The 24,555-nt window shown below is 49.9% G+C and carries 19 protein-coding genes; 12 read left to right on the top strand and 7 right to left on the bottom strand.

Annotated features, from left to right (window positions below):
- Positions 1 to 126: 126 nt before the first annotated feature.
- The 4 genes from ACFQZT_RS18810 to ACFQZT_RS18795 all read right to left on the bottom strand — a co-directional run bounded on the left by ACFQZT_RS18810 (position 127) and on the right by ACFQZT_RS18795 (position 3,874).
- Positions 127 to 297, bottom strand: coding sequence for a hypothetical protein (locus ACFQZT_RS18810; protein ID WP_379302385.1), 171 nt, complete (start codon positions 295 to 297; stop codon positions 127 to 129).
- 150 nt (positions 298 to 447) lie between these two features.
- Positions 448 to 1,800 (bottom strand): DUF4129 domain-containing protein, encoded by a 1,353-nt coding sequence (locus tag ACFQZT_RS18805; protein WP_379302384.1) that lies wholly within the window; start codon positions 1,798 to 1,800, stop codon positions 448 to 450.
- A complete protein-coding gene (locus ACFQZT_RS18800) occupies positions 1,787 to 2,914 on the bottom strand; it encodes a DUF58 domain-containing protein (RefSeq protein ID WP_379302383.1) in 1,128 nt (375 codons plus the stop codon). The genes ACFQZT_RS18805 and ACFQZT_RS18800 overlap by 14 nt, the downstream gene beginning before the upstream one ends.
- Before the next feature lie 3 nt (positions 2,915 to 2,917).
- A complete protein-coding gene (locus tag ACFQZT_RS18795; protein WP_379302382.1) occupies positions 2,918 to 3,874 on the bottom strand; it encodes an AAA family ATPase in 957 nt (318 codons plus the stop codon).
- A 321-nt stretch (positions 3,875 to 4,195) separates the two neighbouring features.
- Here ACFQZT_RS18795 and ACFQZT_RS18790 point away from each other — a divergent pair, with 321 nt between their 5' ends.
- The 7 genes from ACFQZT_RS18790 to ACFQZT_RS18760 all read left to right on the top strand — a co-directional run bounded on the left by ACFQZT_RS18790 (position 4,196) and on the right by ACFQZT_RS18760 (position 14,418).
- Positions 4,196 to 5,851: a response regulator gene (locus tag ACFQZT_RS18790; RefSeq protein ID WP_379302381.1), complete on the top strand. Its 1,656-nt coding sequence runs from the start codon at positions 4,196 to 4,198 to the stop codon at positions 5,849 to 5,851.
- A 60-nt stretch (positions 5,852 to 5,911) separates the two neighbouring features.
- Positions 5,912 to 7,639: a cache domain-containing sensor histidine kinase gene (locus ACFQZT_RS18785; RefSeq protein ID WP_379302475.1), complete on the top strand. Its 1,728-nt coding sequence runs from the start codon at positions 5,912 to 5,914 to the stop codon at positions 7,637 to 7,639.
- Between the two features lie 12 nt (positions 7,640 to 7,651).
- Positions 7,652 to 8,632, top strand: a complete 981-nt coding sequence (locus ACFQZT_RS18780) for a substrate-binding domain-containing protein (RefSeq protein ID WP_379302380.1) — start codon at positions 7,652 to 7,654, stop codon at positions 8,630 to 8,632.
- 150 nt (positions 8,633 to 8,782) lie between these two features.
- Positions 8,783 to 9,823 (top strand): galactose ABC transporter substrate-binding protein, encoded by a 1,041-nt coding sequence (locus ACFQZT_RS18775; protein WP_379302474.1) that lies wholly within the window; start codon positions 8,783 to 8,785, stop codon positions 9,821 to 9,823.
- A gap of 95 nt (positions 9,824 to 9,918) precedes the next feature.
- Positions 9,919 to 11,436: a sugar ABC transporter ATP-binding protein gene (locus tag ACFQZT_RS18770; RefSeq protein WP_379302379.1), complete on the top strand. Its 1,518-nt coding sequence runs from the start codon at positions 9,919 to 9,921 to the stop codon at positions 11,434 to 11,436.
- A gap of 19 nt (positions 11,437 to 11,455) precedes the next feature.
- Positions 11,456 to 12,487, top strand: coding sequence for a galactose/methyl galactoside ABC transporter permease MglC (gene mglC, locus ACFQZT_RS18765; protein ID WP_379302378.1), 1,032 nt, complete (start codon positions 11,456 to 11,458; stop codon positions 12,485 to 12,487).
- Between the two features lie 200 nt (positions 12,488 to 12,687).
- On the top strand, positions 12,688 to 14,418 hold the full coding sequence (locus tag ACFQZT_RS18760; RefSeq protein ID WP_379302377.1) for a methyl-accepting chemotaxis protein: 1,731 nt from the start codon (positions 12,688 to 12,690) through the stop codon (positions 14,416 to 14,418).
- Between the two features lie 82 nt (positions 14,419 to 14,500).
- Here ACFQZT_RS18760 and ACFQZT_RS18755 read toward each other — a convergent pair whose 3' ends face one another.
- The 3 genes from ACFQZT_RS18755 to ACFQZT_RS18745 all read right to left on the bottom strand — a co-directional run bounded on the left by ACFQZT_RS18755 (position 14,501) and on the right by ACFQZT_RS18745 (position 17,316).
- Entirely contained in the window at positions 14,501 to 14,965 is a 465-nt protein-coding gene (locus ACFQZT_RS18755) for a RidA family protein (RefSeq protein WP_379302376.1), read from the bottom strand.
- Positions 14,966 to 15,496: 531 nt separating this feature from the next.
- Complete coding sequence (locus ACFQZT_RS18750; protein ID WP_379302375.1) at positions 15,497 to 16,660, bottom strand: alanine racemase; 1,164 nt, start codon at positions 16,658 to 16,660, stop codon at positions 15,497 to 15,499.
- Positions 16,660 to 17,316 carry a helix-turn-helix transcriptional regulator gene (locus ACFQZT_RS18745; RefSeq protein WP_379302374.1) on the bottom strand — a complete coding sequence of 219 codons (657 nt, stop codon included), beginning with the start codon at positions 17,314 to 17,316 and terminating at the stop codon, positions 16,660 to 16,662. Before ACFQZT_RS18745 ends, ACFQZT_RS18750 begins: the two co-directional genes overlap by 1 nt.
- A 160-nt stretch (positions 17,317 to 17,476) precedes the next feature.
- On the opposite strand from ACFQZT_RS18745, the gene ACFQZT_RS18740 reads away from it, so the two are divergent.
- The 5 genes from ACFQZT_RS18740 (at position 17,477) to ACFQZT_RS18720 (ending at position 24,374) form a co-directional block, all read left to right on the top strand.
- A complete protein-coding gene (locus ACFQZT_RS18740; RefSeq protein WP_379302373.1) occupies positions 17,477 to 19,273 on the top strand; it encodes a sensor histidine kinase in 1,797 nt (598 codons plus the stop codon).
- Positions 19,270 to 20,829, top strand: a complete 1,560-nt coding sequence (locus ACFQZT_RS18735) for a response regulator transcription factor (protein ID WP_379302372.1) — start codon at positions 19,270 to 19,272, stop codon at positions 20,827 to 20,829. Before ACFQZT_RS18740 ends, ACFQZT_RS18735 begins: the two co-directional genes overlap by 4 nt.
- A 136-nt stretch (positions 20,830 to 20,965) precedes the next feature.
- Positions 20,966 to 22,312, top strand: coding sequence for an extracellular solute-binding protein (locus ACFQZT_RS18730; protein WP_379302371.1), 1,347 nt, complete (start codon positions 20,966 to 20,968; stop codon positions 22,310 to 22,312).
- Positions 22,313 to 22,572: 260 nt separating this feature from the next.
- A complete protein-coding gene (locus tag ACFQZT_RS18725) occupies positions 22,573 to 23,448 on the top strand; it encodes a carbohydrate ABC transporter permease (RefSeq protein WP_379302370.1) in 876 nt (291 codons plus the stop codon).
- 71 nt (positions 23,449 to 23,519) lie between these two features.
- A complete protein-coding gene (locus ACFQZT_RS18720; RefSeq protein ID WP_379302473.1) occupies positions 23,520 to 24,374 on the top strand; it encodes a carbohydrate ABC transporter permease in 855 nt (284 codons plus the stop codon).
- The last annotated feature ends 181 nt before the right edge of the window (positions 24,375 to 24,555 follow it).

Genomic DNA, 24,555 nt, shown 5'->3' with positions numbered 1-24,555 from the left:
TTTGTGCGAAAATGCGTGAGAAGATCTGTTGATGCCCCTAGCGGGTTGAAGACAAATAACGCTTTGCGCCAACTAGGCACAAAGCGTTGTGATTGTTCGAACTCTACCGGTTTTATGTAGATACGGCTATTTATGGACGCCGCATTTTTTTGCAAGTGTCGGCCATGTCGAGACAAACATGTTTTCCCACCTGTCTTCGGGCAATACTTTAATCCATCTTGCGATTTGATCCAAGCCCATCTCGCATAATGTGTTCATAACTTCTTCTTTTTCGCACACGGCTTTTGTTGCCAACATCCCAAACCACCTCAGTCGATTGTATTCAAACAATTATGTATATGCCGCGTTTTGAAAATATGTTCCATTTTTTCATGAAATCAATCAATTGTAAGAGAATGGGCTTTTTCACATGAGGGCTAAACCCTGGATCTGCGGTTGCATAATAAATTATTTCTGACTCTTATGCAGGATAGGCTGTGCAGCAAGGAGCACCTGATCCAACTCGTCATCGTGGATTTCAATTTCGCCGTAACGCACTTGATTGTAAGCTTCGGTGATCGCATGGACGGCTTGCTCAGACAGTTGGAACTCATTCTTCAAATGTTGCCCTGTTTCGTTCGGGGTCAGCGCCTTGTTGTGGACATAGCCATGGCCCGCAGCGTGCCCGATCAAGAGGGCATAGAGAAAACGGACGCGTTGACGGTTGTTTTCCAGATGGGCCCATTTCAGTTGGCGTTCCTTTTCTCTGGACCACATCTGTGTCAGTTGGTTCCACCACAAGCGAGGTATTTCTTTCCATTCGAGCAAGTTTTCCTTTTCATCCGTAAAATCCATGGACTCCGTGGAACGTTTGTTTTGACGCGTTCGATGAAGTAATCGACGGACAAAAGCGAGAATGATGGGAGCCAGTTTAGAAGCAAGCAAATATAGGACCAAAAGGATGAAAACGACACCGATGACGGATCCGGCGATGACCTCAATGCGCTGAAGCAAGATGTCGAACCAGCTTGGTTCGGCTGTGGGCTCAGGCGGCGGAAATAAAGGCTGCTGTATCGCAGGACTCGGCTGTGGCGGCAAGTCGGGCGGTGAATCCGTATGCAGCATGCGGAAGATCCAGGCGAAAAACGCATGAATGAAGGCGGCCGCTCCCTGCTTCAACTGTTGAAAATAAGCGACGATGGCAACGATGACGATGAGTAGAAGGAGCCAAATGCGTCCAAATCGCCGAACCGTTACGGAGAGTGCGGCTTGTGCCTGCTCGGTGCTCGCAAGAGTTGCACGCAGCAATTGAGTTCGGTTGATAGCGAACAAGATGATAACCAAAGTGCAGAAGCCGAACCCGTTCATCCAGCCGATCCACGGGTGGAAAGGGTCTATTCGCCCCATAATGGGGACGCCGATGAAGTAAATCACGCAGGGGAAGATGAATGCGTTAGTCGGAAACAGTTCCGTCCATTCCGCTTTTGTAAATTGGATGCCGCGAAAGGCGGGCAGTATGCCGATAACGGCAAATACCCCACTTTGCCAACCGTTGCCCTGCAGCAAACAAGCCAATCCATAGCTCACGACCGCTGCAAACAGCAGCTCAAAGATACGCCTGGTTAATAAACGTGTGCTTCCGCCGATAGTGCCTGCTGCATAACAAAATAAAAGTTGAAGGCTAGTCATCCAGATCGGAGTATCCGCGACATACAATTGGATTAATACGAGAATCGGGAAATAAAGGATTAGCTCGATCGAACCCCATAGCATTGTCATACCTAAACTTTGTATCAAACGCTGCTTATTAGATTGCCGCATCGGAAGGATCCGCCTCCTGTCCAATGAGATCAACGAGGCTGTGCTGCAGTGGTACGACCAACACGGTATGCCCCAAGGCTTCAAGCTCTCGGATGCTCTCCTGCATACTTGTAGAAACGAAGGAGGTCAGGAGCACGATATCCATGGCAGACCCGTCATGAATGATCCAATTATCCAAAAAATCTGGACACGTTCGGCAGCAGGATACGGTCAGCTTCGCCATTGTCTCGAACATGGCATCAAGATGGGGCAAGCCGCCTTCCGGGGTTATAAATACAGGAATACCAGGTTCGCTTTGCAAGGCGCCGGTATAGCCGAATCCGACCGGTATGCCTTGACTTACGGCATAATCGGCAAGCGTGGCGGCGTAGGAGAGACCTTTCTCGACTAATTCGGGGTCGGTCACCGCATCCCACATCGTCTCGGTAATTTGGGTATTGACCACCAGGAGCAGCCGCGGATCTGCGGTGAAATCGCGATTGTGTACTTGGAGCCGCTGGCTGCGGGCTGTAGCCTTCCAGTGAATGCTGCTCATCGTATCACCGTAATGATATTCGCGCACACCCGATGAAAGAAACGGATCCTGTAGTATCCACCGTTTTACAGCGATATCGCCCTGCCATCGGCTGGAGGGAAGAGGGATGTCTTCCCATCGCACCAACTGAGGATAGACAAGCAGCTCCAGATTCAAGCGTTTTGTCATCCCTCCGGCTTGCAGGCCGACCATGTCGCCAATCGATATGGCAACGGATTCGAGCTTATACCAGCCGCGCTTCGCACAGAGAATCTGGTGGCGTCTAACAATTTTCGTATACGGCATAAGGCTGAACAGGCTTCGGTGATTTTGCGAAATAGCCCCGCTGCTAACCTCAAGATTCGCTTGTTTCGAGAAACGGAGTCCTGCATGCAGCGTAGACTCCAGTCGCAGCCAAGGGAGCGGAGCCAACTTAGGATTGGCAATCGTTTCGACCATCACCACCTCTTCTCCGGCATGACAGCGGGTTTTGTTAAAAGTCCGCTCGATCCGCAGCCCCGCTAAACCCCAGCGGGCGTAGAATCGATGCTGGGCAAGAACCAGAACGATGGCAATAAGCAGAATCCAGCTTATGCCCATCGGCTACCCCAGCTTCGCTTCCGTCGGAACGGAAGCTGAAGCTATAATGCGGTCCAGCAGTGCATGCACCTGCTGGTCCCCCTGGCGCGAGCGCGTGCGAAGCAGCACGCGGTGCGCCCATACGGGCTTGACCATGCCCTTGATGTCATCGGGCAGGACGTAATCGCGGCCGCGCAGCGCCGCGTAGACCTGCGCCGATTTCATCAAGGCGCGAACGCCGCGCGGGCTCACGCCGAGCGCGGCGTCGGGATGCGTGCGCGTCGCTTCCGCGAGCTGCACGATGTACTGCAGCAGGTCGTCGCTAACGCGCACCTGCGTGTATAGATGCTGAGCTTCTAGCAGCTCGGCACGGCTCACAACCGGCAGCAGCTGATCCAGCGGATCGCGCTGCTGGTAGATCTTCAAAATCTGCAGCTGCTCCGCCGCCGACGGGTAGCCCATGCTGAGCTTCATCAGGAAGCGATCGAGCTGCGCTTCCGGCAGCGGGAACGTACCCTGATTCTCCACTGGATTTTGCGTCGCAATGACGAGAAACGGCGTCTCGAGGCTGCGCGTCTCGCCGTCAATACTCACTTGCCGCTCTTCCATACACTCCAGCAAGCTGGACTGCGTGCGCGGCGTCGCCCTGTTAATCTCATCGGCAAGCACGATGTGAGCAAATAAAGGTCCTGGGCGAAACTCGAATTCGCCCAGCTTCTGGTTGAAGTAATTGATTCCGCTTACATCCGACGGCAGCAGGTCCGGCGTAAACTGGATGCGCTTCATCGTGCCGTCGAGCGAGCGAGCTAACGCTTTGGCAAGCTGGGTTTTGCCGGTTCCCGGCACATCCTCAAGCAAAATATGGCCGGAGGCGATCAAGGCGATCAGGATGAGCTCGACAGTCTCGTCTTTGCCGACAATGACGCGCCCTACATTTTCTTTGATACGTGCGGCTAATTTTTCAATTTGTGCGAGATCCAACTTTTGATCACTCCTTGATGGTTTTACAAATAAACCTCGTGCCAAGCGACTTGAGCAACAGTAAGAATTCAGCAGTGAGAATCTGTCTTTCGATCAGTGATCATTGCAAGTAGTGCTTTCCTAATTTTAACAGAAAATCAGTATTCGTTGTGAAAAATACCGACTCCCCCATAATTACTAACGTATCTAGTTGTATAATCGATAGGCAGTTAGTACAATGATGGTGAAAACGCGAATGCTTACGAAGTGAGTTTTCACGCGAAAAGTCTTAGTTAATGCTTACGATGCAAGTTTTCTCACGAAACTTTTAGGGGGATATATATGTACAAGCTGATACTGGTGGATGACGAAGAAGATGTGCGGGAAGGCGTCGTCCGCGAAGTAGACTGGGAAGCTATCGGCTTCGAGGTGATAGATAAAGCGGAGAATGGCCGGGAAGCTTTGGAGATGGTTGAGCGGCTGCAGCCGGACGTGGTGGTAACGGACATTCAGATGCCGTTTATGAACGGACTGCAATTTGCCGAAGCGATTCGAGAGCGCTTTCCTACGATTAAAATCATTATCCTCACCGGACATGATGAGTTTGAATACGCTCAGAAGGCCATCAAGCTGCACATTGATGAATATGTGCTCAAGCCTTTTTCGGCGCAAGAGCTGATTAATACTTTACTCAAGGTGAAAGCTCAGATTCAAGAGGAAGTGGCGCACCGGGAAGACGTGCAGCTGCTGAAGGAGCATTACCGCAAAAGCATGCCCGTGCTGAAGGAGAACTTCCTGGCGGCGCTGATGAACCGCAAGCTTCCGCGGGATGAAGTGCTTGATAAAGCAGCGAATTATGGCATTAGGCTGGACGGAAACAGCTTCGTGGTGGCGGTCGTCAGTATGGATGGCGTGTTGATTCATGAAGATGATGTGGAGAACCGGAGCGAGCTGGCGAAGTCGATTTCCTTGAAATATTCGGAGGATCAGGCGCTGAAATATTTTGCCCTGTTAAATATTTCCGAGGAAATAGTCGAAAAGCGCGAGTTGGGTCTTGTTTTCATGCATAACGATCAAGTCGTCGTATTGGCTATACGCCAAACCGGAGATCGGGGAGCTGCTCTTCAGGAAACGATGAAGGTGCTGGAAGAGGTGCGCCAGAACGTCGAGAAGTACCTCAAGTTCTCTGTAACAGTCGGCATTGGTTCGACGATGAAAGATGTTGCGAAATCCAGCTACTCTTACGAAGATGCGGTGCTGGCGCTCGACTATAGGCTGATTCTCGGCAACAATCGGGTGATTTGTATCGATGATGTGGAACAGCGGAATGTCGAGAAGATTCGCTTTGACGATCTGAAGGAGCACGCGTTAACGCGATGCATTAAGGTTGGCACGAATCCGGAGATTAAGGAGACGATCGATGAGCTTTTTCATGGTGTAGAGGCCGGTGTTTCTGTTAAGGACTACCAAATTTACCTGCTAGAAATTCTCACCTGCATCCTTAAGGCGGCTAAAGACTCGAACCTGAACATCGATGAGGTGTTCGGCGAGAACTTTTTTCCTTTTACGGAGATTAATAAGTTTACTTCGCTTGAAGAGGCCAAGCATTGGCTTGTCGAGCTATGTATTAGCATGATGAATCACATCGCCACGGACCGTCAGTATACGTATAAGAATCTGGTGGATATGGCCAAGGATTACACCAAAAGCCATTATCACGAAGGCGATATTACGATCAATAAAGTGTGCAGTCACCTGCACATCAGTGCGGGCTATTTCAGCAGTATTTTCAAAAAAGAGGCAAAGATGACGTTCGTTAATTATTTGAATCATATTCGGATGGAAGCGGCCAAGGAGCTGCTGCGCACAACGGACATGAAGGCTCTGGAAATCGCAGAGAAAGTTGGCTACTCAGATGCGAACTATTTCAGCTTCAGCTTCCGCAAAAATGTCGGTGTTTCCCCTAAAGAGTATAGAAACAGTTCCAAAGGGGTGTAAAGGTTGATAAAAAAGACAAAAGCGCTTTTTAGGGCATTGTATACCGTACTGCTTGACACGATGAGGGTCAAGAGCATCCAGTTTACGATTACATTGTCTTTTATTTTTATTACAGTGACGGTCATGCTGATCGTTTCTTTGGTGCTGTACAACAAGTTTTCGCGAACAGCCGAAGAGAACGCTTTTCTCAATACACAGCAGATCATCGAGCAGATGCAGTTTAATTTGGAAAATTATATTAAAGGCATGTCCGACACCTTCCAGGTGGTCGATGCCAAAATCGCGAAGAGTCGCGGCATCCCTTCGGACAAGCTGCTGGAGCAGCTCGATACGATCGCAAGTACGCGGGAGGATATCGTCTCGATTGACTTATTTACCGCGGACGGCCAGATTGTGACCGGGATTCATAATACGGAGATGCGCAAAAACACGCGGTTGACCGAACAGTCCTGGTTCAAGTCGGCTCTGGAGAATCCGAACCATCTGACTTTTTCGCTGCCGCATATTCAGAACTTGTTCAAGGAGCCTTATAAATGGGTCGTTTCTATGAGCAAGGGGGTTACAATTGAGCGGGATGGTCAATGGGTCGATGCCGTTCTGCTGGTCGACGTGAATTTTAAGACGCTTGATGATGTGTTCCGCACCGTCTCTCTAGGCAAAAAAGGGTACGTTTACATTATTGACGAATCAGCAGGGAACATCGTGTACCACCCTCAGCAGCAGCTTATTTATATTGGTCTCAAATATGAGAATGTCGAGCAAGCATTGAAATTCTCCTATGGTAAGTACATGGACGAAGCAGACGGCGAAACCCGCCTAAATGTCGTTAAGACCGTCAGTAATATAGGCTGGAAAATTATCGGCGTCTCCTATTTGGACGAAATCATTACGACGAGAAAAGAGATCAGCACGTTCATGATTTGGCTGCTTGTCATCGTTCTGGTGTTTATTTTGCTCATTTCCGCCTTCATGTCGGCCCGGATCTCGCAACCGATCAAACGGCTGAAAAAATCGATGGAAATGGTGGAGAAGGGTCATTTCGATACGTATATCCATGTTCGCGGCGCCGATGAGGTTGAGCAGCTCTCCAGGCGGTTCAATCTGATGGTCGGTCGGGTGCGGGAGCTTATGGACCAAAGCATCCACGAACAGGAGACGAAACGGAAGAATGAGCTCGAAGTGCTGCAATCGCAGATTAATCCGCATTTCCTCTACAATACGCTGAATTCCGTCGTACGGATGGTTGGCAGCGGCAAGAACGATGAGGTGGTTACGACCATCACTTCGCTGTCCAAGTTTTTCCGGATTTCATTGAGCAAAGGAAAAAATATCATCACGGTGCAGGAAGAAATCGAGCACATCCGCAACTATTTGATCATTCAAAAGATGCGTTACAAAGATAAATTCGATTATGAGATTGAGGTTCAGGAAGAAGCGCTGCCTTATATGACGCTGAAGCTTATTTTACAGCCTATCGTGGAGAACGCGCTTTATCACGGTATCGAATATATGGTGGATGCAGGGTATATCCGCATCTCTGCCGGCGTCGTCAGCGAGAAGATTTTGTTCCAAATCCGCGATAACGGAGTCGGCATTCCTGAAGAGAAGCTCAAGGGCATTCTATCCGGACAAGCCAAAAGCGAGAAAGGCTCCGGCGTCGGTCTGCGCAACGTGAATGAGCGGATCAAACTTTATTTCGGTTCCAGCTTTGGCGTCACCGTAGAGAGTGAGCTGGAAGAAGGGACAACCGTCAACATATGGATTCCGAAAGTGCTTGAGGATGAATAAGGAGGAGACGCCATGGAAAAAACAATAAAAATTGGACGGCTTTTGTTCGCCATTTTAATCGCCGGCACCTCCATGTCCTCTTGTACGGAACAGAGCGAGCCGCTGCCAACGGAGCATAAGAAGCATTTGGAAGTGCTGCTTAGAAGCCAGGAAGGCGACTACTGGAAGACGGTGAAAATGGGCGCGGAGGTAGCGGCCAAAGAATTCGATGTGACCTTGGACTTTCGGGCTCCCGGGGATGAGGCGGACGTCAAAGGTCAGATTGCCCTCATGGAACAGTCGATTAGCATCGGTCCGGATGCCATCGTGCTCGCGGCCAACGATTATAAAGAACTAACTGCGGTGGTGGATCATGCCGCAAGTCTTAACATTCCTGTGGTCTCCATTGATTCAGAAGTGGAATCGAACAAAACGAAGAGTTTTATCGGAGCCAACAATTATGTAGCCGGACAATTGGCGGGCAAGCAGCTCATTAAGCTGGCAGGGACAAAAGGGAACATCGCGATTGTGAGCTTCAAGCAGGGCGAGCGGAACGCGGAGCAAAGAGAACAAGGTCTACTCGAAGAGATTTCGAAATATCCGGAAATCAAGGTTTTGGACAAAGTGTACAGTCTCACGGATCGGGATTTGGCCGGACAGTTAACGGGACAAATCATACAGCAGTATCCACAGCTAGACGGCATTGTCGCTCTGAATGAAATATCGTCTATAGGCGTCGCCGATGAGATTCAGAAGCTTGGCCTTCAAGGCAAGGTGAAGATCATCACTTTTGACAGTACTTCAGACGAATTGGAACTGCTGCAGGAAGGAGTCATTCAGTCCACGATCGTTCAGAATCCGTTCAGCATCGGCTATTTGGGCGTGAAAAACGCTGTAGACACGATGAAGGGAAAGAAGATTCCTTCTCGGGTAGACACGGGGACCAAGGCTATCGATCTCGATAATATGTTCTGGTCGGATAATCAAAAACTATTGTTTCCCTTCATAAAGTGATGAGAATTTCGATAGAACACATGAGGATTTCGCATTTGTTTTGTTGTTTTGATCCATTATAGTAAGGAATGTAAAAACAAACACGTACCTTAAAGGGAGGATCTTACCTTGAAAAAACTTCTTACCATTGCCGTAGCAGGCGCTTTGGCTATAACTGCAGTAGGTTGCGGTAACAAAGCTGCAACGCCTTCTGCATCCCCGGCTCCAGCCGCATCCACCGGTGCAGCAGCAACAACTGCTCCTAAAGCTGACGCTGGCAAAAAGCCAACAATCGGTGTAGCTATTTACAAATTTGACGATACATTCATGTCCGGTGTTCGCGCTGCGATCTCTGACGCTGCTAAAGATAAAGCGACAGTTGATATCGTTGACAGCCAGAACTCCCAACCGACTCAAAACGATAAAGTTGACCTTTTCATTACGAAAAAAGTAAACGCTCTGGCGATCAACGCAGTTGACCGTACAGCAGCAGGCGTTATCATCGATAAAGCCAAAACAGCGAACATCCCAGTTGTATTCTTGAACCGCGAGCCTTTGGAAGCAGACATGAAAAAATGGGATAAAGTTTACTATGTAGGCGCGAAAGCAGAGCAATCCGGAACAATGGAAGGCCAATTGCTGGTAGACTACTTCAAAGCTCACCCGGAAGCATACCATAGCAAAGACGGTGTGATTCACTACGTAATGCTGAAAGGCGAGCCAGGTCACCAAGACGCTGAGCTTCGGACAAAATTCTCCATTCAAGCGATTACTGACGCCGGTTTGAAAGTTGAAAAAGTGGCTGAAGATACAGCTATGTGGGATCGCGTGAAAGGTCAAGAGAAAATGGCTGCGTTCCTTGCCGCTAACGAAGGCAAAATCGACGCTGTTCTTGCGAACAACGACGATATGGCTCTCGGCGCTATCGAAGCGTTGAAAGCTAAAGGTTACTTCAAAGACAACAAATTCATGCCGGTTGTAGGCGTTGACGCTACAGCTCCTGCACTTCAAGCGCTGGGCGACGGCACATTGCTCGGAACCGTACTCAACGATGCGAAAAACCAAGGCGCAGCAACGACAAACGTAGCTACAGCTCTGGCAAACGGCCAAACGCCTAGCAAAGAAACTACAGGTTACGATGTAACTGACGGTAAATACGTGTGGATTTCCTACAAGAAGATTACAAAAGATAACATGAACGAAGCGAAGTAATTCGGATTTAAGCAGGCGGCAAGGGTGGCAATGTATGCTTACGTTGCGCCCTTGCTTACATTATAGGGGAATGTGAGATGGCAGGGGGAGTTACCATGACTGTACATGAATATTTGCTGGAAATGAATCAAATCTCCAAAGAGTTCCCTGGCGTAAAAGCACTGGACAACGTCACCCTCAAGGTTCGGCCTGGCAGCGTTCATGCGCTGATGGGGGAGAACGGCGCGGGCAAGTCCACATTGATGAAATGCTTATTCGGCATTTACAAGCCGGATGGCGGAGAGATTAAGCTGAATGGCGAGATCGCCTCCATTACCAATTCCAAAGATGCGCTGCAAAATGGAATTTCAATGATTCATCAAGAGCTGCACCCGGTTCCGCACCGCAATGTGATGGAGAACATTTGGCTTGGCAGATTTCCGCTAAAAGGAATCGGACCTTTGAAATTAGTGGATCACTCAAAGATGCGCAGAGATACAGAGAGCTTGTTTAAACAGCTCCAAATGGACATTAAGCCGGATACGCTGGTTGGCACGTTATCCGTTTCGAAAGTGCAATCCATCGAAATTGCCAAGGCTGTTTCATTTAATTCGAAAATCATTGTTATGGATGAGCCGACTTCGTCGCTGACCGGCAATGAAGTTGAACAACTGTTCCGAATCATTCGCGACTTGAAGAGCCGCGGTGTTTCGATCATCTATATTTCACATAAAATGGAAGAAATCCTTGAGATTTCGGATGAAGTCACGATCATGCGCGACGGTACGAAAATCGGCACATGGGCTTCCTCCGAGCTAACGACGGACATGATCATCTCGAAGATGGTTGGACGAGATCTGAAGGAGCGCTTCCCAGAGCGCAGCAATGTACCGAACGGTGTGTTAATGAAGGTAGAAGGGCTGACCTCCATACTCCCAAAATCGTTCAAAAACGTGTCCTTCGAGCTTCGCAAAGGTGAAATCCTTGGCGTCGGCGGTCTTGTCGGGGCACAGCGGACGGAGTTGATTGAAGCTTTGTTCGGACTCCGCGGGATCGCATCCGGAACGATTTCCATGCACGGCAAGCCTGTCAAGCTTAAAACGCCGATCGATGCGATTAAGCAAAAAATTGCGCTGCTGACCGAAGAACGTCGGGTAACCGGTATCTTCCCGGTATTGTCCGTCCTTGAAAATACAGTAATTGCCAATCTGGGTCGCTATATGAATCCGCTAGGACTCATTAACGAAGCTAAACGCCGCGAAGAAGTGAAGAAAAGTATTGAAATGCTTCGTGTGAAAACACCGAACATGTATGCCTTGATCAAAAATCTTTCGGGCGGTAACCAGCAAAAAGTGCTGCTCGCCAGATGGCTGCTCACTGAACCGGATGTGCTCCTGCTTGACGAGCCGACACGGGGAATTGACGTAGGCGCGAAGTTTGAGATTTATTCAATCATCGCAGACCTCGCGAAGCAAGGCAAAAGTATCATCATGATCTCTTCTGAAATGCCCGAATTGCTTGGGATGTCAGACCGAATCATGGTCATGAGCGAAGGACGCCTTACGGGTATCGTAGACGGAAATAAAGCAACAGAAGAAGAGATCATGCGCCTTGCTGCACAGCATACGGCATAATGGAGGGGGCCAAGAAACAATGAGTACTAACACAGAAACAGTGAAAAATAGAGATTTTAGCGGGTTTATTACCAAATATGCGATTTACATCGTGCTCGTCGTTCTGGTCGTTGGTATTACGATCTATGATCCGCGATTTTTATCGGTGAACATTCTGCGTGATATTTTGCTGCAATCATCCACTCGCGTCTTGATTGCACTCGGTGCTGCGTTTATCCTGATTACCGGGGGGACGGATCTTTCTGCAGGACGGATTGTCGGGTTGACGGCTGTTATCTCCGCCTCGCTGCTTCAAACACAGGAATATGGCCGGAGATTTTTCCCGGATCTTCCGGATCTTCCTCTAGTTGTGCCAATCATCATATCCATTATTGTCGGTCTTCTGATCGGATGGCTCAATGGATTCATCGTTGCCAAGTTTAAGGTTCCGCCATTTATCGCAACATTGGGAACGATGGTTGCCGTATATGGCGCCAACTCCCTCTACTTCGATATGAAACCGAATCAATCGCAGCCAATCGGCGGTTTGAGACCTGATTTTAGTAAGCTGGGAACTGGCTTTATTGGTAAAGACGCTACGTATTCCATTCCTTATATTGTCATTATTGCTATTGTCGTTGCCTTACTCGTATGGGTCGTATTCAACAAAACGAAGCTCGGCAAATACATGTACGCGATCGGCGGCAACATGCATGCGGCAATCGTTTCCGGTATTAACGTAAACAAGTACCTCATCTACATCTATGCCATAGCAGGCGCATTGTACGGTCTGGCAGGGGTGCTTGAAGCTGCAAGAACCGGCGGTGCAACGAACAACTACGGGAACATGTACGAGCTTGATGCGATCGCGGCTTGCGTAGTCGGCGGCGTCTCCACATCAGGCGGTATCGGGACGGTTCCGGGCGTTCTTGCCGGGGTATTGATTTTCAGCGTTATCAACTATGGTTTAACGTTCATCGGTATCAGCCCTTACTGGCAGTTGATCATCAAAGGGTTAATTATCGTAGCAGCGGTAGCCTTCGACATGCGGAAGTACATGAATTCCAAATAAATACCAATGTGATTGTTAGAAATTGGTTATATGAAAAAGGTGAATCGGGCTGTCGAATTTTGCGACAGCCCGTTATATAATGTAGGTATTGAAAGCGATTACTTTCAGAGTTAGGATGACGACATAAGCTTTCTACGGAAGGCTGGGTTAATGCTTACAAAGCAAGTTTTGCTAAAGCAAAACTCTCAGGGGGACAGCAGATGGAAGATAGCAGTCAGGAAAAGCAGAAGAAAAAGCGTTTTACCTATTCCTTACGAAACAAAATTGTCGGAACCTTTGTCATTGTATCATTGCTGGTTGGAGTTACAAGCGGAATGTCGTATACATACTTGAATAAAGTGGATAGCTCGAATTCTCAATTACTAAGTGAAACCGTGTCAACGCTCAAACATGTTTCTGAGATTAAAGAGAAGACACAGATGCAAAATAGCTTGCTTTTCGGTTACGTTTTGGATCCGTCCAAAGATAAGGAAAAGCTATTAACGGATATGAACTCGACTTTGTCTTCGATCATTAAGGAGATGGGGGATCAGGCCAAGAATGAGGACGAGAAGAGCGCCATCCAATCGATGATGGACTCGAATCAGACATTCGCAAGACTCGTCAAAAAAGTAACTGATTACGCTGATAATGGAAACGCATCTTTAGCCAAAGCTGAAGCCATGCAGTGGGCAATTCCTACAACCGAAACGTTAACACAAGCTGCCGGAAAGATTGAAGAATTGGAGAAAACGGCACAAGAAGAAGCTTCGGCTCGGAATCATGATACCGTGATTTCGACAATCCGCACTTTAATTTGGGTCAGTGTGGCAGCGTTCCTGTTTGCTCTCGCAATCGGTCTCTTACTGTCTCGCATGATTGTAAGGCCAATGCGTTCTATGGTGCAGGCGGCTGAGCGAATTGCCGCAAGTGACTTGACCGTAAGCGATATTCACGTGAAAAACCGCGATGAATTAAGAGGTTTGGCAACAGCCTTCAATCAAATGAAAGCGAACCTTCACAGCCTCATTAGCCAGGTGGGCAGCAGCGCCAAGCAAGTGGCGGCTGCGTCGGAAGCGCTTAGTGTCGGCTCTGGTCAAGTGAGCCAGTCTTCGGAACAGATCACGAATATCGTGCAGGAGATTTCCACCGGGACCGATGCTCAAGTGCGCAGTGTTCATATGGGCGTAGCGATCATGGAGGAAATGTCCGCAGCAGTCGATCTGATTGCCGGTGTCACTCAAGCTGCTAATGTGAAATCAACCCAAGCCCAGCGGGAGGCAGGGGCCGGCAATGAGGCCGTTGACACGGCAATTGCCCAAATGAACTCCATTCATCAGAAGATGAAGGAGCTGGCTGGTTCCGTACAAAGACTAGGACAGCGCTCTGAACAAATCGTAAACGCGAACGGCATGATTTCAAATATTGCAAGGCAGACCAATATGCTTGCTTTGAATGCCTCCATTGAAGCAGCACGCGCCGGTGCCGCAGGCAAAGGTTTTGCGGTCGTCGCTGACGAAATTCGCAAGCTGTCGATGCAAACCGGGGCCGCTGCCGAAGAAGTCGCGGAGCTGGTCGAAAGCATCCAGAGCGAAACTTCGGAGGTCGTCAGCCGGGCGGAAGCAGGAAGTCGCGAGGTGGAGACGGGACTTGAAGTTGTAAGCGAAGCCAGAAATACCTTCCAGCGAATTCAAAGCGCGATGGACGAGCTCGCAAGCCAGATCGAGGAGGTCACCGGACGATCCGTTGATATTTCCGAGAAAACGCGCGCTGCGGTCGAGGTCATCCGCTCCATCGATGAAGTCGCCGGGCAGACGGCAGCAGGGGCTAGAGTCGTCTCCTCCAACGTCGAAGGCCAGTACGCCAGCATGGAGGAGATCGTATCTTCGGCTGCTGTGCTGAACAGCATGGCCGAGGACTTGCAGAAGCTGATTGGCAGGTTCCGTGTATAAATGACGATAAGCGGATAGATGAAAGCCGACCTTAGCCCTATTTGGGTTGAAGTCGGCTTTTGTTTGTTGACGCGGTGTGAAATTAATCGCGAACTTCAACAATCAGCTCAATTTCCACCGGCGTATGGAACGGCAGTTCGCTCGTCCCGATCGCAGAACGGGCATGTTTGCCCTTTTCGCCGAAGACCGCGACCAGCAAGTCCGACGCGCCGTTCATGACATACGGCTGATCGGCAAAGCCCGGAGCGCTGTTGACAAAGCCGAGCATTTTCACGATTTTCACGACGCGATCCAGATCGCCGAGATAGCCTTTCATCACAGCCAGGCAATTAATGATCGTTTGACGTGCGGCTGCCTGCCCTTGCTCGATGGTGATGTCGCTGCCTAGCTTGCCTTCAAACATCAACTCGCCATTGATGCGGCAATCCTGGCCGGATAAATAAATGAGATTCCCTGTTTGATTGCAAGGAATATAAGTAAAACGCGGCTCAGGTGAAGGAGGAAGCGTGATGCCGAGTTCTTGTAATCGTTGTTCGATTTGTAACATAGTCGAATGACCTCCGATAAAATGGGTTGAATGTTATGAATGGACCGAACTCCAGTCCAGTATGCCGACTTTTCCTGTTAAGAACATCGTTCTCTAATAACGCCCGAAGAGACGCTAAAAGGGGAGGAATCTCCGATTTGGGGTTGATTAAAGAACAAAGGACCATAAGTAACGAAAATGGTTCTCTAATTAAAGACCATTGTTCTTTGGAGGCCCGTTTGGAACATACCTCCAATAAATTTGCGTCCAACAGGTGCTTTAATAGCGACCCATATTCTCTAAACTGCTGACTAAACTTATTTGTGCAAGATATCGGACTCTTTTTGGCGAAAAAACCCACTTTGAGCAGCAATGATCTGCACGAAATGCAGGTAAATCGCACATAAGTGGCTATACTCGCCGAGTTATCCTGCACAAAATGCAGGTAAATCGCACATAAGCGGCTAAATTCGCCGGTTATCCTGCACGAAATGCATCTCGTATCGCTGAGCAATGCGGCAGCGGCTAATCAGAACAGCCAGCTCATCCGGCTTACTCCAACATGCCGCGAGCCAGCACCGGCACTCGCTCCAGCGTTTCGCCACGCTGGAGAATGACCTCATTATGCAGGTTGACGGTGCTGCAAATGTGGTTCGGAATGATGCGCAGCCGGTCGCCGACTTCCAGGCCTGCGGAGCGCTGCGCCTCCGGGCCGAGCTGGAGCATGCCGTGCTCCTCGCTCATGCGCACGAGCAGCGCGTCGTCCAGCCCGACGATGTGGCCGAAGCCCGCCAGCTGCAGCGGCGCGGTACCCGGCTGCACGTCGGTGGCGAACGTCTTGCTGCCGCCGTCGACGATCGCCAGGTCCGCCGACGGGCGGCTGACGACCGTGACGAGCACGCTGCCGGCGCAGTCGGCCAAGCTGCAGACGCCGTATCGCGCCTGCATCCGGTCTTGAAAGACGTACGTGCCGGGGCGCACCTCCGTCACGCCATCTACGGCAGCGGCATACGCTGCCGTCGGGGTAGAGCCGACGCTGACATCGGTGATGGCGATGCCTTGCGCTCTTATGCGCTCGGCGAGCTGCACCATCAACTCGCCTTCTTCTTTGCCGGCCGCGGCCAAGTCGAGCGTAGGCTTGCCTGCGAGAATAGCGCCGCGGAACGTGTAGATGCCGGTTAACCGCAGGTGCGGCATCCCGGCAATTGCACAGGCAAGCAGCTCGGCCTGCTCGTAGAGCACGCCGGTGCGGCGAAAGCCGGTGTCGATCTCGAGCCGGACTTGGAGCGAATGCCCGAGCCGACTGGCCGTTTGCTCCAAACGCTGCGCACCGGCCAAGCTGTCGACGCCGACGATCAGCTCAATTCGCTCGCTGAGGCGGATTGCTCTCTCGATCTTGCTTTCCGTGACGAGCGGGTAAGCGATGAAGATGCTGCTCACACCGTGTGCAGCCATCACTTCCGCCTCGGATACCTTGGCCACCGTGATGCCTACGGCGCCTGCTGCGATCTGCTGGAGCGCGATGCTAGGCATTTTGTGCGTTTTCGCGTGAGGTCTTAGCTTCACGCCATGCTGCCGCGCAACGTCAGCCATCTTCTCGATATTCCGTTCCATGCGCTCTGCATCAATCATTAAGCAGGGTGTCTCCAAAGCTGCTAACGATTGATTTCCGGACTCCATCTCTTTTTCCGACTTCCATTTGGCCTGCTGCTCCACTACAATTCACCCTCCTTTAAGCTGCTCTTGCCTTCTTCCAAGTAACTATAGAGCGTATATTTGGAAATATTCAAATAGCTGCAAATTTTTTCGCCGCCTTTTTTAATCAGGAATGCGCCTTTGCTGTCGAGGAGATGGAGCATCCGCATCTTATCCTCTTTTGTCATGGCTGCGACGGGCTTGCCGACCTGCTCCTGCGCTTCTTCGATCAGAGCGTCGAGCAGTTCGCCGACACTGGTGACGAACGACTCTTTCACTTCCGGCTGCTCGCTCGGGTTAATAAACGTTTGCAGCGTTCTGCCTGCCATCATGAGCTCTGTAATATCGTAATTGATGCAGAGCGAGCCGATGATGCGGCCTTCTTTATTTTTCATATACATTGAGCTGGAACGCAGAATGCGTCCGTCTTTCGTTTGCGTCGTATAATTGAACTTGTTGCCGTTTACTTCATTCCCCCGGAGCAGCTCCAAGCCGAGATTGGTACCGGGATCGCCAACTTTGCGCCCTGTAATATGTCCATTGGCAATGGCGACAATCGTGCTTTCGTAGGAGCCGGTCAAATCATGCAGCACAACTTCGCAATTGTCACCGAATTGGGCCGCTAACCCGGTAACAAGATCCTTCAAAAACTCAAATTCGTCCCGAATCGATTCCATGCATGGTTTCTCCTTTACAGGGATATTCTGAGCAAAATGGTAACACAACTTGCTTGGTTTTCAAACAAAAAGTTTGGCTGACTAACAAAAAGTATGATATTTGTTCTCGCGGCTCATGTTAATATATTTGAAAAGACAACGAAGAATCGAGGGGTCACCGATGATACGCTGGTTTGCCAAATCCTTGAAACGCAAGCTTTCATTGCTCATTATATTCGCAGTCGTATTACCGCTTTTATCCACAGGTATTGTGTCCTATCGTATTGCGACATCCATAACGGAGGAGAAAGCGAAGCAGGCCGGAATGAACACGCTCAAGCAAATAACGGACAAGCTTGACTTTGTCACCCAGGATGTGGAAAATACATCCATTTTTCTGATCGGGCAAAAGGATATTCAAGCCTACCTCGCTAACCAGGAGGGTGACGTTAACAGCTATTCGCAAATCGTTGGCACGCTATGGAATCTTTCGTATTCCAAAAAATATATGTCTAATATTACGATCACACCGAAAAACGGCAATCCTGTGTTGTCGACGACGACGATTACGAGCTCAGGATTATATGCGCTACTACAGCAAAATGAATCCGTGTACAAATCATCGATTAAATGGTGGTCCCCGTTATATGTGAACCAAACCACGGACGGTCCGAAGAAAGTCCTCTCCCTTGTTAGGCCGACCCGGGATATCAGCAACTACAAAACGACCGGCATGCTCGCTATCAGCATGGATCAATCCGAGCTAGAGCGGTATTTGACGGAAGCCGGTTGGGAGCAAAGCGGGTTCGTGCTGCTGCTCGATCAGAATAATAACATTATTTCGGGAGGCGACCCTGCATGGTTAGGACATGCCATGGCCGAAATCTATCCGCAGATCGGACAGCTTCCGGGCACGAACGGCATTTTAAGCATTGAAAAAGGGGACCAGCGCCAGACCGTATTGTACAATGCGATTCCGCGGATGGACTGGAAGCTGGTCGGGTTTATTCCGACGCATATTTATCGGGCGCAAAATGAGTACGTGGTCACGGTCACGGCTATCGCAATCGGAATCGCCCTCCTGCTTGCCATCATAATGGTGTTGTATTTTTTGCAGTGGGTAACGAAGCCTTTGATCAAATTGACCAAATATCTCAAGGATCTGAACCCGGACGATACGATCCCAACATACGAGGTAAAAAGCACCGACGAAGTCGGGCTGCTCGTCCACAGCTATAACAAGCTCAGCGAAAGGATCGGCCGCTTGAAAGAGCAGGTGCAGCTGAATGAAGCGATGAAAAAAGAGGCGGATATTATGGCGCTGCAAGCGCAGATCAACCCGCACTTCCTGTACAACACGCTATCGTCCATTCATTGGATCGCCCTCATGAACAAGGACCGGCAAATTGCCGAAATGGTCGGGGCATTGAGCGATTTCCTGCGTTTCAGTTTGAATAAGGGCGAAGAATTTTGTATGGTACAGCAAGAAGTTTCTCATGCCCAGAATTACGCATATATCCAGTCCATACGGTTCCCGGAGCAGTTTGAGATTGAGTTTTTTATTGATCCGGCGATGCAGCAAATTCCGATGCTAAAACTGCTGCTCCAGCCCCTGATCGAGAACAGCCTTATTCACGGGATTCAAAAGAAAAAGGCTAAAGGCAACATTTACGTGCATGGGGAGCTGCAGGAGGATCGGATGAAATTCACCGTCGAAGATACGGGCATCGGAATCGACGAAGCCAAGCTTCGCGATATTGGGCAGCAGCTTGCTTCGGCCAATCGTCAATTGGGCATGTTGAACGGGACTAAGGAGGAACCGCAGAAAGCCGGTACCAGTTATGGACTTATTAACGTGCACCGAAGGCTGTTGCTTCATTATGGGGTCCAATCCGGGCTCCATATCGATAGTACGAGCGGGGTCGGAACGCGCATTTCATTTATCATTCCTCTGTCGAAGGGAGAGTCGGCGATATGAAAATAATGATCGTGGATGACGAAGTGATCATCCGTACAGGTCTGTGCACCGTGATTGACTGGAAGGAACTCGGCCTTGAGCTGCTGCCACCGGCATCTTCGGCTGAAGAGGCATTGGAGCGCATTCCCGCCGAGAAGCCGCATATAATTCTCACCGATATCCGCATGTCCGGTATGGACGGCATCGAGCTCGCCCACAAGGTCAAAGAGCTGCTGCCGGATACGGAGATCGTGATCCTAACGGGTTACGACGATTTCGGCTATGCGCAGCAGGCGCTGCGTGAAGGCGTTACGGACTATTTGCTGAAGACAAGCCGTCCCGAGGAAATTATTAAAGCTGCCATGAAAGCGAAGCAGAACATCATGGATAAATGGGAGCTGATCAAGCAGGATCATCTCCAGCAAGCCGCTCTGCGCCAGCAATTGCTGGATCGGGCGCTGCAACGGGGATTGCAGGATGATCCGGCTGCGAAAGATCAGCTTCGCGATTGGTTTCGCCGACATAACGTCGAAATTCACCCGGAAACGGGTGCTGCGTTAAGCATGCAGGTGATGCTTCTCTCGGTATCTGGGTGGGGAGAGGCGCAATTTACCGGACTTCTGCAAGGAGCGGCGGAAAACATACTTTCCGAGCTGCTCCCTTGCGTAACGCTCATGCATAAAGATCATTTGCTGCTCGTCGTCCGTTATGAAGCGGGCTTGACCGATTACGCCGGGCTGAAGCTTGCTCTCAAACGTGTTACGGATACGCTCAAATGTTCCGCGTTTGCCGCGATCGGCAGCATTGCGCAAGATTACGATGATCTTCGCGAATCTTACCGCGTGGCCAAAGAGATTTTCGCTTACCAAGGCTTGCTCGGTACGCAGGGCTTGTTTACGCAGGAGGATATTCGGGAGCGCAGTGGAGGGCGAACGGTGTGCGCGGAGAAGGAAGAAGCGGAACTTACAGCTATCCTGATGAGCGATAATGCGACGGAACTGCGTCACTGGGTCAATCAAAAGGTGCGTGAGCAGATGGAAGATGCAGCTGCAACGCCAATTACCGTACAGGGCTATTTGCAATCGTTGGTCATTGCAGGCCATCGCTGGCTCGAGCGCGCACGCTCCTCGCAAGAGGAGACCGTGCCTTTGGAGGCCATGCCCGCCTTTATCCAAGAGGGACGGCCCGAAGATGAGGTGTTTAAGGCTTTGTCTGCGGTCATGTCCAGCTTTCATCAAAGCTTGGGCCAGCAGCGCTATGCCTATATTCATAAGGCCATTGCCTACATTCGGGACAATTTGGATCGGTCCATTTCGCTTCAGCAGGTAGCGGGTTTCGTACACGTGAATCCTAATCACTTCAGCGAAGTATTTAAACGGGAAACGGGGTATACCTATATTGAGTTTGTCACGCAGGAACGGATGAAACGCGCGATTGACATCCTTCAAAGCTCGCAGACCAAAGTCGGCGACATCGCCAGACGCGTTGGTTATGAAGACATTAAATACTTCACGCAGCAGTTCAAAAAGTATACCGGAAGAACGCCTTCCGAGTTCCGTCAGGGGAACAAAGACTGAAAAATGACCCCCTCCGCGCCGAAGTCTCTCCCGTACCGCCTCCTATCCATGTCCCCTATACTTAACTTGTAACTAGAGGAGCTTATGCTAATGAGGCGGGTTTTCTTCGAAAACTTTTAGAGGAGGGTTTAAAAATATGAAAAAGTCTTTTATTGTCACGATAGCTGCAGCGTTGTCATTCTCGCTTCTTGCTGGCTGTGGAGCAAGCGGTACGAACGAACAAGCAGGCGGCAGCGCGGCACCGAAATCTACGGATGCAGCTAAACCTGGTGAAAAAGTGAAGCTTTCCATTTGGCACAATTACACGGGCGAAGACCTTCGCGCGAAAACGATGCGTGCTTACATTGATCAATATAAGAAAGACCATCCGAACGTGGAGCTTGACGTGCAAGGCATTCCGCCCGATGGCTACCGTCCTCGTCTGAAAACGGTCGCTGCGGCAAATGAAATGCCGGATCTGTTCGTGATGTGGCCGGGTGTGATGACGAAAGAATTCGTTGGCGGCGACTTGATTCAACCGATCAACGAGCTGTTGGACGGCAAACCGGATTGGAAGAACAACTTCTTGACTGGATCTTTCGACGATTTTACGATTGACGGCAAAACGTACAGTGCTCCAATGGCGCTTTCACCGACATCGATTCTTTACTACAACAAAGAAATATTTAACAAATACAACGTACAACCACCAAAAACTTGGGATGACCTGATGAAACTGGTGGATACGTTCAAGAAAAACAACGTAACGCCGATTGCCCTTGGTAACAAGGCTGCATGGGTAGCACAATCCAGCATTCTCAGCTCCTTGGCTGACCGTGTGACAGGGACGGATTGGTTCTTGAAAGCCGTTGATCAAAACGGTGCGAAATTCACGGATCCTGAATTCGTTCAATCGCTGACCTACCTGCAGCAGCTTGGCAAAGCAGGCGCATTCCAGGAAGGCTTCAACAGCATCGACAACACGCAAATGGAGCAAATGTTTGCTCAAGGCAAAGCGGCAATGATGATCGACGGCGGCTGGGCATTAACGAACTTGGCTGCGAATGCATCCAAAGAAGCACTGGCTAACATGGCTGTAACGGTTCTGCCTTCTGTGCCTAACGGTAAAGGCGATCCGAACACCCTCTCCGGCGTCGTCGGAACAGGTCTGGGTATGAGCAAAAAAGTAACAGGCGCACAGAAGCAAGCGGCATACGATTTGATCTACGCTATGGCCGGACCTGCGGCGCAAAAAGCGATTCTCGACGGCAACAACCTGGTGAGCTACAAAGCGGAGCTGGATACAACAAAAGTAACTCCGATCTTTGCAGAAGTGTACAAAATGATGGGCACCGTCAAGAGAACGCCGGTATACGACGGCAAACTCAGTTCCGCAGCAGCAGACGTTGTCAACAACGGTCTTCAAGAACTTCTCATGGGCGGCAAACCGGAAGACATCGCCAAAAAAATCCAAGACGCGCAAGCCAAAGCCGTCGGCAAATAATGTTAAAGCCTAAGGACTCCAGCCACAATCCCGGCTGGAGCCTTTTTTCAAAAGCGAGTAAGCTTTAAAACATTTTGCTCGGGGTTTATGTAGCACAAATTTAGAGTGGAGGGCTCAGATGTTTGACGGAGGAACGTTAGTGTTCGCCTTTGAAATCTTGATTTCAACAGCGACCGGAGTTAAATGTCTGAAGACCGGAACGGCTCCCAACTGTAGCCGGACTTCGAGCAACCAAGTAACAAAGCTATAGGAGGGAAGTTATGACTAAAGCCACACGCATCCGAGGCTTCATCACGATAGGGCTGATTCCAGCACTTGTGCTTTATCTCTTGTTTGTCATCGTGCCGATCTTCTGGTCGGCGTACTACGGTTTTTTCGATTGGAAAGGGATCGGAGCCGCTAAATTCATCGGCTTCGATAACTACGTCGAAGTATTGAAAGATCCGATCTTCTGGAAAGCTTTTAAAAATAACATGCTTGTCGTCGCCGCCTCCGTTTTCGGTCAGGTGCCGATCGCCATGATTCTGGCGCTGCTCCTGATGCGCAGCACGCTTTTTCAACGGATGGTTCGCGCTTCGGTCTTTATGCCGATGGTGCTGTCCTCCGTCGTAGTCGGGATTATTTGGGGATACATTTATCACCCGCAAATTGGGATTTTAAACTTTTTGCTCGATGGTATTGGACTTGAAAGCTGGAAAAAGGCTTGGCTCTCCGATCCGAAAGTTTCGATGTACGCCCTTATGGTGCCGATCATCTGGAATTATATTGGTCCTTACATGATTATGTTTATTGCCGCTTTGCAAAATATTTCGCCTGAAATCGAGGATGCCGCGCAGCTAGACGGCGTAGGGCCGATACGTAAGCTTTTTGCCGTAACCCTGCCGATGATTTGGGACACGGTGAAGGTCGCGATTGTGCTCTGTATATCGGGCAGCTTGAAAGCCTTCGACCTGATCTATGTCATGACTGGCGGCGGTCCGGCGCACTCGACCGAGCTTTTGGCCTCTTATATGTACAACAGCACATTCAATGTGTACCGCTTCGGCTTCGGCAGCGCGATTTCTACTGCTATTATCATTCTGAGTCTCATTCTGATTGCCGGCAGCCAATATCTGATGAAGCGCGATTATCGTTAATTGTAAAGCTTGCTAAGCAAGTTTTCTCAAGAAAACTCTGAAGGGGTGACATCATGAATAAAGCTGTCTCGATGCAAACGGGATTATCTGCGGGAAGCAAGCCGCGGGGACGGTGGTCGCAGGGTGTAAAGAATGCTTTTCTTACCCTCTACGCCTTAGTCACGCTGTACCCGCTCATATGGTTATTTATTAGCGCTTTTAAGTCGAATGAGGAATTTTATTCACGGCCCTTCTTGCTGCCGACAGTATGGAAATGGGATAACCTCGTAAGAGCCTGGAAAGTGTCCGGCATGGGTTTATCACTTTGGAACTCGACCGTTGTCACGGTGATCTCCCTTGTACTCACGCTCGTTATTGGCGCGTTGGCCGCGTTCATCTTGTCGCGTTTTGAATTTAAGCTAAAGCCGTTATTCATGGGCTTATTTCTGTTAGGTATGCTGATTCCGATTCACAGCACCTTAGTGCCGCTTTTTATTTTGATGAAAAAAATCGGCATCTTGAACACGTACGCGGCGCTCATTATGCCATATACAGCTTTTGAGCTGCCGCTCGCGATATTTGTCCTCGCCGCTTATTTAGTCACGATCCCTAAGGAAATCGAGGAAGCGGCGCTCATCGACGGTACGGGCTATTGGGGCATTTTCTTCCGGATGATGATGCCGCTCAGCATGCCGGCGCTTTCGACGGTTGCGATTTTAGGTTTCCTGCGCTTTTGGAATGATTTTGCTTTCGCGCTCGTCTTCATCAGCAAGCCTGCGCTCAAGACCGTACCGCTCAGCTTGTCCGCATTTGCCACGGGTTACATGACGGACTACGAGTTGACGATGGCTGCATTGGCCATAGCGGTGCTGCCGACCATTATCGTGTTCCTGCTGTTCCAGGAGCAAATCATGAAAGGAATGACAGCAGGCGCGGTAAAGGGCTAGCATCAGGTGCTTTACTATACTCAATGTGGATAAAGTCAGATGGCCCTTGTGCCATTTGACTTTATTCTTATATACGAAACCAATTCTGCCTTGCCGGTCTCTCCACTCGAAACAGCCTAAACAGTCGCAAAAGCCCTACATCTCTACAGTTTTCCCCGCTTCAGCGATTAAAGAACCAAGG

This window comes from Paenibacillus sp. GCM10027628 (assembly GCF_042676385.1).
Lineage (GTDB): Bacteria > Bacillota > Bacilli > Paenibacillales > NBRC-103111 > Paenibacillus_E.
This window is presented reverse-complemented; position numbering and strand designations above follow the sequence as displayed.